Below are 12,352 nucleotides of genomic sequence, written 5' to 3'. Positions count from 1 at the left end.
TATGAATGACAACCTGATCGAAATCCGTGACCTCAACGTGGCCTTCAGTGGTCAGGCCGCGGTGCGCAACCTGTGCCTGGACATTCGCCCCGGCGAGTGCCTGGCACTGGTCGGCGAATCCGGCTCGGGAAAATCGGTGACCGCCCACTCGATCCTGCAACTGCTGCCCGACGGCGGCACCACGTCCTCCGGGAGCATTCGCTATCGTGGCCAGGAACTGCTCGGTGCGGACGTCGCGACCCTGCGAACCTTGCGCGGTAATCGCATCGCAATGATTTTCCAGGAGCCGATGACCTCCCTCAATCCGTTGCACAGCGTCGAAAAGCAGATTGGCGAAACCCTGCTGGTGCACAAGGGACTCGGTGGCAAGGCCGCACAAAAACGCACCCTTGAACTGCTCGAACTGGTGGGCATCCAGAAGCCCAAAGAGCGCCTCAAGGCCTACCCGCACCAGCTCTCGGGCGGCCAGCGACAACGGGTGATGATCGCCATGGCATTGGCTTGCGAACCCGAGTTGCTGATCGCTGACGAACCGACCACCGCACTCGACGTGACGGTGCAGCGCAAGATCCTGCTGCTGCTCAAATCACTGCAACAACGCTTGGGCATGTCACTGCTGCTGATCAGCCACGACCTCAATCTGGTGCGCAGTATCGCCCAGCGTGTCTGCGTGATGCGCGGCGGCGAGATCGTCGAGCAAGCCGAGTGCGAAAGTCTCTTCAATCAACCGCAACATCCCTACAGCCGCCTGTTGCTGAACGCCGAGCCGGAAGGTGAACCCTTGCCTCGCGATGAGCGCGAAGCGGTGCTGGAAGTTGACGCCCTCAGCGTGCGTTTTCCTCTGAGCGGCGGGTTTTTCCAGCGTAAAACCTGGTTGCGTGCGGTCGACGGCATCAGCCTGAGCATTCAACGCGGCAAGACGCTGGGCATCGTCGGTGAGTCGGGGTCCGGCAAGTCCACCCTTGGCCAGGCGATCCTGCGCCTGCTCGATTCCGAAGGCAGCATCCGCTTTCAGGGCGAGGCGCTCGACAGCCTGAACCAGAAGCAGCTGCGACCTTGGCGCAAGCAAATGCAGGTAGTGTTCCAGGACCCGTTTGGCAGTCTCAGCCCGCGAATGTCGGTGGCGCAGATCATCAGCGAAGGACTGGAAGTTCACAGCCAGTCGAGTGCTGCCGAATGCGAAGCCCAGGTCATCCAGGTGCTGAAAGAAGTTGGCCTCGACCCGCAAAGCCGCCATCGTTACCCGCATGAGTTCTCCGGCGGCCAGCGCCAACGCATCGCCATCGCCCGCGCACTGGTGCTGAAACCGGCGCTGATCCTGCTCGACGAACCCACCTCGGCGCTTGACCGCACGGTGCAAAAACAGGTGGTCGCCCTGCTCCGTCAGCTTCAGGAAAAACACGGCCTGACCTACCTGTTCATCAGCCATGACCTGGCCGTGGTTCGCGCCCTGGCTCATGACATGATCGTGATCAAGGACGGTAAAGTCGTGGAGCGCGGCGCCAGCCATGAAGTCTTCGACGCGCCGCAGCACCCCTATACCAAAGAGCTGTTGGCCGCGGCGCATCCGGGCTGGGCATAATCACGCACATGTCGTTGGACCGCGTCGCGTCCATCGCGAGCAAGCTCGCTCCCACATGGGATCTTGTGAACACCGCAAGTCCAATGTGGGAGCGAGCTTGCTCGCGATGGGGCCCGCACAGGCAATACACATTCTGGAAATGAAACCATGAACACCACCGAAAGCCTCAAGGATTACCAACGTGTGCGCATGCTGGCGATCCGCTCTTTGTTCGAGATCATCGAGCAGTCCAGCGAAGGCACGGTGATCGTCGACCGCGACGCGAATATTGTCTGGATGAACGAGCGTTATGCCAAACGCTTCGGCCTGGCGTCAGCCGAAGTGGCAATCGGCAAACCCTGCGAAAGTGTGATCCCTGGCAGCCTGCTGCGCGAGGTGGTGCGTACCGGCCGGCCCATTTTGCTGGACATGCAGGACACGCCCAAAGAACCGTTGGTGGTGATGCGCCTGCCGATTCACGACGACGCCGGTGCGGTGATTGGTGCCATCGGCTTCGCGCTGTTCGATGAATTGCGCAGCCTGTCGCCGATGCTCAAACGTTACCTGAGCATGCAGGAAGAACTGGCGTCGACTCGCTCGCTGCTGCGGGCCCGGCAAGCCAAGTACACCTTCGCCCACTTCATTGGCACCAGCGCCGCCAGCCTGGAAGTCAAACGCCGCGCCCGGCGCAGCGCCAGTACCGAGTCCCCGGTCTTGTTGCTGGGTGAAACCGGCACCGGCAAAGAATTGCTGGCCCAGGCGATTCACGGTGCCTCGCCACGGGCACACAAAGCCTTTGTCAGCATCAACAGCGCAGCGATCCCCGAAGCGCTGCTTGAAGCCGAATTCTTCGGCACCGCACCCGGCGCCTTCACCGGCGCGGATCGCAAGGGCCGCTCCGGCAAGTTGCAGATCGCTCAGGGCGGGACCTTGTTTCTTGACGAAATTGGCGACATGCCGCTGCCGTTGCAAAGCAAACTGCTGCGGGTGTTGCAGGAAAAAGAATTCGAACCGGTCGGCTCCAACGAGGTGATCCAGAGCGATGTGCGGGTGATCGCCGCGACCTCCACTGACCTCGAAGCGTCGATCAAACGCGGCGAGTTTCGTGCCGACCTGTATTACCGCCTCAACGTGTTGCCCATCCAGGTACCGCCCCTGCGCGAACGCCTCGACGATCTGCCGGCCCTGAGTGAAGCGATTCTGGAAGAACTGCGTAGCCAGCATGAACTTGATAGCCAGGCGCTGGAGTTGCTTAGTCAACACGCCTGGCCGGGGAACATTCGCGAACTGCGCAACGTGCTGGAGCGGGCCGCGCTGCTCAGCGATGACCTGATCCTGAACGCGGCCGAGATTCGTGCGGCGATTGGCAGCTTTGTCCCGGTAAAACGCTCGGTGCCACTGGCCATTGAAACGCTTGCCAACGAGACCTTCAGCGCTGCGCGTGAGCGGTTCGACCGGCAGTTGATAGAAAACGCACTTGCGCACTGTGGCGGCAAGGTTATCGAAGCGGCGACACGGCTGGGGCTTGGGCGCTCGACGCTGTACAAGAAAATGGTGGCGTTGGGGATTGCCGAGTCTCAATAGAGAGATCTTAGTCTTCATATAGAGATAACATCTTAAAGATCAAAAGATCGCAGCCTGCGGCAGCTCCTACGGTGGGAATTTGCGTTTCCCTGTAGGAGCTGCCGCAGGCTGCGATCTTTTTCGTCTCACAAAAGAGAAACAACTTCACTCCACTCTCAAAAAAATCATTATAAATCCTTATATTTCAGCTATTTGGGCTTATGGCACGAAACTCGCTAACGCCCTCTCCTACAAAAGATCCACCCCACAAAAATAACAATCCAGGAGACACACCATGAGTGTGATCATTGCCTTGGCAGCCCTCGCGCTGCTGATGCTGGCTGCTTACCGTGGCTACAGCGTCATTCTCTTCGCTCCGATTGCCGCCCTCGGCGCGGTCCTGCTCACAGACCCTTCTGCCGTTGCGCCCGCCTTCACCGGTGTGTTCATGGAGAAGATGGTCGGGTTCATCAAACTGTACTTCCCGGTGTTCCTGCTCGGCGCGGTATTTGGCAAGCTGATTGAGCTGTCGGGCTTCTCACGTTCGATCGTCGCCGCAGCGATTCGTCTGCTTGGCACTCGTCAGGCGATGCTGGTGATCGTGCTGGTCTGTGCGCTGCTCACCTACGGTGGCGTGTCGTTGTTCGTCGTGGTGTTCGCGGTGTATCCGTTTGCCGCGGAGATGTTCCGTCAGAGCAATATCCCGAAACGGCTGATCCCGGCGACCATTGCCCTAGGCGCGTTTTCCTTCACCATGGACGCCCTGCCCGGCACTCCGCAAATCCAGAACATCATCCCCAGCACCTTCTTCAACACCACGGCCTGGGCCGCGCCCTGGCTGGGTTTGATCGGCGCGATTTTCGTATTCTGCGCCGGCATGCTGTTCCTTCAGCGCCAGCGCAACAAGGCCCAGCACAGCGGTGAAGGCTATGGCACGCAACTGCGCAACGAGCCGGAAACTGCCGCAGACGTGAAGCTGCCTAATCCGTGGATCGCGCTCTCGCCGTTGCTGCTGGTGGGCATCATGAATCTGCTGTTCACCCACTGGATTCCGCTGTGGTACGGCAAAACCCACAGCCTCAGCCTGCCCGGCATGGCCGCGCCGGTGACCACCGAAATCGCCAAGCTCACCGCGATCTGGGCGGTCCAGGCCGCGTTGCTGGTCGGCATCATCATGGTGCTGGTATTCGGTTTCCAGGCGATCCGCGGCAAGCTCGCCGAGGGCAGCAGAAGCGCGGTCAGCGGTGCCTTGCTGGCGGCCATGAACACCGCGTCGGAATACGGTTTTGGCGCGGTCATCGCCTCCTTGCCCGGCTTCCTGGTACTGGCCGACTGGCTCAAAAGCATCCCTAATCCGCTGGTCAATGAAGCGATCACCGTGACCCTGCTGGCCGGCATCACCGGTTCGGCCTCGGGCGGCATGAGCATCGCCCTGGCGGCCATGGCCAATGACTTCATCGCAGCGGCCCATGCGGCGAACATTCCACTGGAAGTGCTGCACCGGGTCGCCGCCATGGCCAGTGGCGGCATGGACACCCTGCCACACAACGGCGCAGTGATTACCTTACTCGCGGTGACGGGCTTGACCCACCGTGAAGCCTATAAAGACATTTTCTGTATTACGCTGATCAAGACCCTGGCGGTCTTCGTAGTCATCGGTACTTTCTACGCCACCGGCATTGTGTGAGGCATTCATGACAACTCTTTCGGGCAAAACCGCACTGGTCACCGGCTCCACCAGCGGCATCGGTCTGGGCATCGCACTGAGCCTGGCCAAGGCCGGCGCCAACCTGATCCTCAATGGTTTCGGCGATGCTTCCAAGGTCATCGCACAGGTGCAGCAGTTCGGCGGCAAGGTCGGCCATCACCCGGCCGACGTCAGCGACCCTGCGCAAATTGCCGAGATGATCGCCTATGCCGAGCATGAGTTCGGCGGCGTCGATATTCTGGTGAATAACGCGGGTATCCAGCATGTGTCTGCGGTGGAAGACTTCCCCGTGGAGCGTTGGGATTCGATTATTGCGATCAACTTGTCGTCGGTCTTCCACAGCACCCGTCTCAGCCTGCCAGGCATGCGCGCCAAGGGTTGGGGCCGGATCGTCAACATCGCCTCAGTGCACGGCCAGGTCGGCTCGGTCGGCAAGGCCGCCTATGTCGCGGCCAAACACGGGGTGATCGGCCTGACCAAAGTGGTCGGTCTGGAAACCGCTACCAGCAACGTCACGTGCAACGCCATCTGCCCAGGCTGGGTGCTGACCCCGCTGGTGCAAAAACAGATCGACGACCGCGCCGCCACAGGCGTTGACCCACAGCAGGCGCAACATGATTTACTGGCCGAGAAGCAACCGTCGCTGGAATTTGTGACCCCTTCGCAACTGGGCGAACTGGTGCTGTTTCTGTGCAGTGAAGCCGGCAGCCAAGTGCGTGGCGCGGCGTGGAATATTGATGGTGGGTGGCTGGCGCAGTAGCCTCTACTTGTCACTGAAGCGTGTGTGCACATAAGAACAAGAGGCCAATCATGTCAAAAATACTTTGGCAGCCCAGCGCCGAACGCATCGGCAAAACCCGCATGGATGCCTTCCGGCGCTTCAGCAATCAGCGACACAACCTTGCACTCGCCGACTACCCGACGTTGCATCAATGGAGCATCGATCAGCGCGAAGATTTCTGGCAGGCCATCGTCGATTTTTTCGAGATCACGTTTCACCTGCCACCGAGCACGGTGCTGCGTGAAGGCCCGCTGATGCCCAGCGCCGAGTGGTTTCCCGATGCCACGCTGAACTTCGCCGAACACCTGCTGCGTCGTCGCGATGACGCAACCGCGGTGATTGCCATCGCCGAAAACGGCGAGCGCGAAAGCTTGAGCTACTTTGAGCTGGCCGAGCACGTCGCCGGCCTGCAAAAAAGCCTGCGAGCCGCAGGCGTCGGCTTGGGTGATCGAGTCGCGGCGTGCATGCCGAACACCTGGCAGACCTTGGTGGGCATGCTCGCAACCACCAGCCTGGGCGCGATCTGGTCATGTTCGTCACCCGATTTCGGCACGCACGGGGTGGTTGACCGCTTCGGTCAGATCGAACCGAAAGTGCTGATCACCTGCGCAGGCTATCGCTATGCCGGCAAAGCGATCGACCAGACCACCAAAGTCAACGAAATCCTCGAACGCCTGCCGTCGCTAGAGCAACTGATCATCGTGCCTTACGCCCGACCACAGGCGCGTATCGAAGACTACAAAACTCAAGCCGGGGTCGCGCTGTGGGATGAGTTTTACGGCAAGGGCGGTGAGCCCGAGTTCGTCGCAGTGCCCTTCGCTCATCCGCTGTACATTCTCTACTCCAGCGGCACGACCGGCGTGCCGAAATGCATCATCCACAGCGTCGGCGGTGTGCTGCTGCAACACGTCAAGGAACACGGTTTGCACGTCGACCTCGGGCCTGACGACCGATTGTTCTACTACACCACCTGTGGCTGGATGATGTGGAACTGGCTGGTCTCGGCCTTGGCGGTCGGCAGCAGCGTGGTGCTGTACGACGGCTCGCCCTTCCATCCAGGTCCGCAACGCTTGATCGACCTGATCGACAGCGAAGCCATCAGCGTCTTCGGCACCAGCCCCAAATACCTCGCAACCCTGGAAAGCAATGAGATCCAGCCACGCCTCAGCCATGACCTGGGCAGCCTGAAAGCCGTGCTTTCAACCGGATCAGCGCTGTCGCCGCAAAGCTACGAGTATGTTTACCGCGAGATCAAAAGCGAACTGTGCCTGTCGTCGATGTCCGGCGGCACCGACATCGTTTCCTGCTTCATTGCCGGCAATCCGGTCCTGCCGGTCCGCCGTGGGGAGATGCAGTGCAAGGGCCTGGGCATGGCCGTTGAAGTCTGGAATGAGGCCGGCCAACCGGTCATCGGTGAAAAAGGCGAGTTAGTCTGCACCCGGCACTTCCCGGCGATGCCGATCGGTCTGTGGAATGACCCGCAGCAGGAAAAACTCCGTGCCTCGTATTTCAGCCAGTTCCCGGGCGTCTGGGCTCAAGGCGACTACGCCGAACAACGGCCCAACGGCAGCTGGCTGATCCACGGGCGCTCTGACGCGGTACTCAACCCCGGCGGCGTGCGCATCGGCACGGCGGAAATCTATCGTCAGGTGGAAAAGGTCCATCAGGTACTGGACTCGGTCGCCATCGGCCAGCAATGGCAGGATGACGTGCGGGTGGTGTTGTTCGTGCGCCTGCGTGAAGGTGTGACGCTGGACGACAATCTCGAGCAGGAGATTCGCCAGGTCATCCGCGCCAACACCACGCCTCGGCATGTGCCGGCGAAGATTGTCGCGGTGACCGACATTCCGCGCACCATCAGCGGCAAGGTTGTCGAGTTGGCAGTCAGAAATGTCGTACATGGCCGGCCGGTGAAAAACACCGATGCGCTGGCCAACCCTGAAGCGCTGGAGCAATTTCGGGATCGGCCAGAATTGCAGGGGTAACTCCGCCTGTCCTACGCGGAATGGGTCAGTCCATCAGCCCCCATTCACCGGTTTCGGTGGATGGGATTGCGGCATTTGGCGAACCGTCCGCGTGCAACTTCAGGTGCAAGCGCAGGTTGTTCGGTGAGTCGGCATTCTTCAATGCTTCCTCCTCATCAATGACCCCCTCGACCACCAGCGCAAACAACGCACCATCAAAGGTCTGCATGCCGAGGTTCACGGACTTTTCCATGATTTCCTTGAGTTCTCCCAACTCATTGCGCCGGATCAAATCGCCAATAGTCGGCGTGCCCAGCATCACCTCCACCGCCGCCCGGCGCTGGCCATCGCGGGTCCGCACCAGACGTTGGGAAACGAAGGCCTTGAGGTTGTTGCCCAGATCATTGAGCAACTGCCCACGGCGTTCTTCAGGGAAAAAATTGATGATCCGGTCCAGCGCCTGATTGGCGTTGTGGGCGTGCAAGGTGGAGATCACCAGGTGCCCGGTGTCGGCAAAGGCCAACGCATGTTCCATGGTTTCGCGGTCGCGGATTTCGCCGATCAGTACGACATCCGGGGCCTGGCGCAGGGTGTTCTTCAAGGCGGCGTGAAAGCTGCGCGTATCAACGCCGACCTCGCGCTGGTTGATGATCGATTTTTGATGCCTGTGAATGTACTCCACCGGGTCCTCGATGGTGATGATGTGCCCGCTGCTGTGGCGATTGCGGTAATCGATCAGCGCTGCCAGCGATGTCGACTTGCCCGAATCCGTGGCACCGACGAACAACATCAATCCCTGTTTGAGCATCACCGTTTCAAGCAGCACGGCAGGCAGTTTGAGGTCTTCAAAGCGCGGGATATCGAGTTTGATGTTGCGCGCCACGATCGATACGTCGTTACGCTGTTTGAAGATGTTGACTCGAAAGCGCCCGACCCCGACCAGAGACACCGCCAGGTTCATTTCCAGCTCGCGGTCGAACTCCGCACGCTGCTCGGCGTCCATAATGGCTTCGGCAATCCCGGCGATCTCGCCGGACTTGAAGGCCTCGCTGGCCAGCGCTCTGAGCGCACCATTAAATCGCCCGGTGGGCGGTGCTCCGGTAGACAGGTAAAGATCGGAGCCGTCCTGGCTGGCCAGCATTCTTAGCAGCGAGTGAATTTCCATGGCAAAAAAATATCCGTTTAGCCTTCGATTGAACGAAAATCGCCAAGGCACGCCACTTTTCACGCGTCCGAGCGTCTACGTCTTCGAAGAATAGTCGATGCAGTAGCACTGACAGAATGCAGATTCACCACATGATCCGCCCCGGATGATTTGAGGCATAATCGCGCCCCGCCGCCACAACCGCTCCAAGGTAACTGCCCCAATGAAAGCTCAAGCCCGCCACATTCTGGTGAAAACGGCCGAAGAGGCCGAACAGCTCAAACAACGCATCGCCAAGGGCGAGGCCTTTGATGTGCTGGCCAAGAAGTATTCCACCTGCCCGTCCGGCAAACGCGGGGGTGATCTGGGCGAAGTTCGGCCCGGGCAGATGGTCGGCGCTATCGACGCAGTGATTTTCAAGAAACCGCTGCGTGTCGTGCACGGACCGATCAAGAGCAAGTTCGGTTATCACCTGGTGCAGGTGTTTTACCGGGATTGATTCTTCAATCCCTTGGAATCAACGCCCCCGGCGCCTGAATCACCTGACTCGCCAACCGATGCCCGGCCTCTGCGGCTTCTGCCGGGCTACCGCCACGGAGCCGACTGGCCAGATACGCCGCGCTGAACGAATCCCCCGCCGCCGTGGTGTCCACCACCCGCTCGACTCGCTGTGCCGGAACCTCGAACGACTCACCGCCACAGCGAATCAGACACGACTCGGCTCCGCGCTTGAGCACCACCTCCGGCGTACCCATCTGCTGGTAGGCCGCGAACACCGCCGCACAATCGGAAAAGTGGAACAGCGCCTGTTCATCGTCCACCGTCAACAGTGCCAGATCGACATACGGCAAAACCTCGCGGTACGCCGTCCGAGCCTGTTCCACGGTGCTCCACAAACGCGGCCGGTAGTTGTTGTCGAAGACAATCCGCGCATCCCGCTGACGGGCTTCGATCAGTGTCTCGATGAGCTTTTTACGCCCTGCTTCGCCCAGCACCGCCAGGGTGATGCCACTGAAATACAGCACATCGTAATCCGGCAGCGCCGCAAGAATCGGTGCCGCCGCCGGCGTGGTGAAGCAATCGCGCACGGCGGCTTCGTTGCGCCAATAGAGGAAACGACGTTCACCCGAAGCATCGGTCTGGATGCAGTACAAACCGGGCAAACGCCCCGGTAGCCGCTGGACCATGTCCAGGCCGATGCCTTCTTCAGACCAGCTCTGGCACATGGCGTCGCTGAAACTGTCATCGCCCAATGCGGTGACGTAATCCACCGTGGCCCCATTGCCCAATTCGCGAGACAGGTAGACCGCGGTGTTCAGGGTGTCGCCGCCAAAACTTTGTTGCAGACTGCCGTCGGCACGCTGCTGCAACTCGATCATGCACTCGCCGATCAGTGCAATGCGCGGGGTGTCGGGGCCGAGAGGGCTGATGGTGTTCATGGTTGTGGGGGCTCTGGTGATTCAATGTTGTCTAGCAGGTCGTCATCGCGAGCAAGCTCGCTCCCACAAGGATCTTGTGAACACCGCAAGTCCAATGTGGGAGCGAGCTTGCTCGCGATGGCCGCGCCTCGGTCCTAGACCTAGAAACAGGTTTCCATGCTTTCGATGACGTTCAACTGCTCATCCACCAGGCAACCAGTGCGCCATTTGTCGAAGGTCAGGCACGGGTGAGACGTACCGAACGAGATGATGTCGCCCACGCGCAACTGAACCCCGGGCGCGACCGTCATGAACGCATGCTGATCCATCACCGCCGTCACGGTGCAAGCACTGACGTCATCACCGATGGCTGGCAGCACACCTGCCCGGTAACGCAGCAATGGCACCGGCAGCCCGGCGTCGTACGCCACGTCGCGTTTGCCCAGGGCGATCACCGCAAAACCCGGCTCCGGCAACGACTGCACATGGGCCCAGACTTCCAGCGCCGGGCGCAGGCCTTCGTGCAAGTCGCTACGACGATCCAGCACGCAACATTGCGCTTCCTTGTAGATACCGTGGTCGTGAGCCACGTAACTGCCAGGGCGCAGCACACTGAGAAAACGTCCGGCGGCGTTCTGGGCTTCAAAGGACTCGGCGATCAGGTCATACCAGGCTGAACCCGAGGCGGTGATGATCGGCTTGTCGATGGCGAAAGAACCACTGTCTTGCAACTGCACCGCGAGGCGTACCAGTGACGCCGCAAACTCGCGGATGCCGCTGACCGCCTGGTCGCCGTGAATCACCCCTTCGTAGCCTTCAATGCCGGTCAACGCCAACCCCGGCTGCGCCTTGATCGCTTCAGCCAGCGCCAACACTTCGGCTTCGCTGCGGCAACCGCAACGGCCGCCGACCACGCCGTACTCGATCATCACGTTCAGGCGCAGACCACGCGCGGCAAAAAATGCCCCGAGGTCGGCGACGTTGTCCGGGTGATCGACCATGCAATGAAAGTCGAATGCCGGATCCGCCAGCAACTCGGCGATCAGCGCCATGTTCGGCGCCCCTACCAACTGGTTGGCCATTAACACCCGGCGCACGCCATGGGCGTAGGCGGCACGCGTCTGCACCGCAGTGGCCAGGGTGATGCCCCAGGCGCCCGCCTCCAGTTGCCGGCGAAACAACGACGGGGTCATGCTGGTTTTGCCGTGCGGCGCCAACTCGGCACCGCTGTTGCTGACGAACGCCTGCATCCAGCGAATGTTGTGCTCCAGCGCTTCGCGGTGCAGCACCAGCGCCGGCAGACTGACGTCACGCACCAGGTTGGCACCGGGTTGGCCGGTGCCCTTTTCCACGGCGGCGATGTTCAAGGCAGAAGACATGTTCTAACTCCTCACACGCGGCCGCGAACGGCCACTGCTATTCGTTGATGCGACGGGCCAGGTTGTTCGCGCTTTCGATCAACACCCGGCGATAGTCGTTGTAGTTGTTCTTGGCATCGGCCCTTGGGGCGACGATGCACAGGGTCGCAATGGCGACACCGCTCGGGTCTTTCACCGGGGCGGCGAAGCAATGGGTGAAGGTGTCGGCGACGCTATCGAAGGAGAAGAAACCATCAACACCGGCCTGACGGATTTCCGCCAGAAAACGCTCCAGCGGCAGACGTTCGCCATCAGGCAGGATGAAGTCGTCCTCATCGATCAGGTCGACGATTTCCTGATCGCTCAAATGCGCCAGCAACAAGCGCCCGGAAGCGGTCCACGGGATCGGCGCGTTCTCGCCGATGTCCGAGGAAATGCGGAAATGCCGCTCGCCCTCCTTCATCAACGCCACTGTGTATTTGCGCCCGTTGAGCAGGCACATCTGCGCGGTTTCGCGGGTCTGGCTGACGATCTCCTGCAAGGCGTGATCGGCCTCGCGGCTCAGGTCGAAATGGCGCAGATGCGCCTGACCGAGAAAGTACAGTTGCCGGCCGAGGTAGACGTGACCTTCCTTGCCCACCGGTTCGAGAATCCGTCGCTCAAGCAGGGACGCGACCAGCTCGTAGACCGTGGATTTCGGGCTGCCGATACCGCTGGCGATGTCGTTCGGACGCAACGGCTGGCCGATTTCCTTGAGGAAATCGAGAATATCGAACGCCCGGTCCAAACCGCGAGCCCGGCGCTTGATGGTGTCTTCGGTCATGTCAGTGGGTTCCCATTCAAATTCGCCCGTAG

10 protein-coding genes are annotated in these 12,352 nt (G+C 60.5%); 6 read left to right on the top strand and 4 right to left on the bottom strand.

Going from position 1 to position 12,352, the window contains the following annotated elements; genetic code table 11:
• Window position 1 precedes the first annotated feature (1 nt).
• The 5 genes from AC1RPZ_RS10175 (at window position 2) to AC1RPZ_RS10155 (ending at window position 7,598) form a co-directional block, all read left to right on the top strand.
• Entirely contained in the window at window positions 2-1,582 is a 1,581-nt protein-coding gene (locus AC1RPZ_RS10175) for an ABC transporter ATP-binding protein (protein ID WP_493136911.1), read from the top strand.
• Window positions 1,583-1,729: 147 nt separating this feature from the next.
• Entirely contained in the window at window positions 1,730-3,145 is a 1,416-nt protein-coding gene (locus AC1RPZ_RS10170) for a sigma-54 interaction domain-containing protein (RefSeq protein WP_493136910.1), read from the top strand.
• A gap of 274 nt (window positions 3,146-3,419) precedes the next feature.
• The gene (locus AC1RPZ_RS10165; protein WP_493136909.1) at window positions 3,420-4,811 is read left to right on the top strand and encodes a GntP family permease; all 1,392 of its coding nucleotides are present in this window, start codon (window positions 3,420-3,422) and stop codon (window positions 4,809-4,811) included.
• Between the two features lie 7 nt (window positions 4,812-4,818).
• Window positions 4,819-5,592, top strand: coding sequence for a 3-hydroxybutyrate dehydrogenase (locus tag AC1RPZ_RS10160; RefSeq protein WP_493136908.1), 774 nt, complete (start codon window positions 4,819-4,821; stop codon window positions 5,590-5,592).
• A 50-nt stretch (window positions 5,593-5,642) separates the two neighbouring features.
• Window positions 5,643-7,598, top strand: coding sequence for an acetoacetate--CoA ligase (locus AC1RPZ_RS10155; RefSeq protein WP_493136907.1), 1,956 nt, complete (start codon window positions 5,643-5,645; stop codon window positions 7,596-7,598).
• A 25-nt stretch (window positions 7,599-7,623) separates the two neighbouring features.
• Here the strand turns inward: AC1RPZ_RS10155 and AC1RPZ_RS10150 are convergent, their stop codons facing one another.
• Entirely contained in the window at window positions 7,624-8,742 is a 1,119-nt protein-coding gene (locus AC1RPZ_RS10150; RefSeq protein ID WP_493136906.1) for a PilT/PilU family type 4a pilus ATPase, read from the bottom strand.
• A gap of 202 nt (window positions 8,743-8,944) precedes the next feature.
• Here AC1RPZ_RS10150 and AC1RPZ_RS10145 point away from each other — a divergent pair, with 202 nt between their 5' ends.
• On the top strand, window positions 8,945-9,220 hold the full coding sequence (locus AC1RPZ_RS10145; protein WP_019690952.1) for a peptidylprolyl isomerase: 276 nt from the start codon (window positions 8,945-8,947) through the stop codon (window positions 9,218-9,220).
• A 4-nt stretch (window positions 9,221-9,224) separates the two neighbouring features.
• Here AC1RPZ_RS10145 and AC1RPZ_RS10140 read toward each other — a convergent pair whose 3' ends face one another.
• The 3 genes from AC1RPZ_RS10140 to AC1RPZ_RS10130 form a co-directional block, all read right to left on the bottom strand.
• Complete coding sequence (locus AC1RPZ_RS10140) at window positions 9,225-10,160, bottom strand: sugar kinase (RefSeq protein ID WP_493136905.1); 936 nt, start codon at window positions 10,158-10,160, stop codon at window positions 9,225-9,227.
• A gap of 140 nt (window positions 10,161-10,300) precedes the next feature.
• Window positions 10,301-11,518 carry an amino acid deaminase gene (locus tag AC1RPZ_RS10135; protein WP_493136904.1) on the bottom strand — a complete coding sequence of 406 codons (1,218 nt, stop codon included), beginning with the start codon at window positions 11,516-11,518 and terminating at the stop codon, window positions 10,301-10,303.
• Between the two features lie 37 nt (window positions 11,519-11,555).
• Window positions 11,556-12,320: an IclR family transcriptional regulator gene (locus AC1RPZ_RS10130; RefSeq protein WP_493136903.1), complete on the bottom strand. Its 765-nt coding sequence runs from the start codon at window positions 12,318-12,320 to the stop codon at window positions 11,556-11,558.
• Window positions 12,321-12,352 lie beyond the last annotated feature (32 nt).

The organism is Pseudomonas sp. GW822-FHT02D10 (assembly GCF_058802345.1).
Note: the sequence above shows the minus strand (reverse complement) of the source record. Positions and strands in the feature narration are given on the sequence as shown.

Coding starts and splice junctions, on each gene's coding strand:
- AC1RPZ_RS10175 (WP_493136911.1), top strand. CDS start 2: ATGAATGACAACCTGATCGAAATCCGTGACCTCAACGTGGCCTTCAGT.
- AC1RPZ_RS10170 (WP_493136910.1), top strand. CDS start 1,730: ATGAACACCACCGAAAGCCTCAAGGATTACCAACGTGTGCGCATGCTG.
- AC1RPZ_RS10165 (WP_493136909.1), top strand. CDS start 3,420: ATGAGTGTGATCATTGCCTTGGCAGCCCTCGCGCTGCTGATGCTGGCT.
- AC1RPZ_RS10160 (WP_493136908.1), top strand. CDS start 4,819: ATGACAACTCTTTCGGGCAAAACCGCACTGGTCACCGGCTCCACCAGC.
- AC1RPZ_RS10155 (WP_493136907.1), top strand. CDS start 5,643: ATGTCAAAAATACTTTGGCAGCCCAGCGCCGAACGCATCGGCAAAACC.
- AC1RPZ_RS10150 (WP_493136906.1), bottom strand. CDS start 8,742: ATGGAAATTCACTCGCTGCTAAGAATGCTGGCCAGCCAGGACGGCTCC.
- AC1RPZ_RS10145 (WP_019690952.1), top strand. CDS start 8,945: ATGAAAGCTCAAGCCCGCCACATTCTGGTGAAAACGGCCGAAGAGGCC.
- AC1RPZ_RS10140 (WP_493136905.1), bottom strand. CDS start 10,160: ATGAACACCATCAGCCCTCTCGGCCCCGACACCCCGCGCATTGCACTG.
- AC1RPZ_RS10135 (WP_493136904.1), bottom strand. CDS start 11,518: ATGTCTTCTGCCTTGAACATCGCCGCCGTGGAAAAGGGCACCGGCCAA.
- AC1RPZ_RS10130 (WP_493136903.1), bottom strand. CDS start 12,320: ATGACCGAAGACACCATCAAGCGCCGGGCTCGCGGTTTGGACCGGGCG.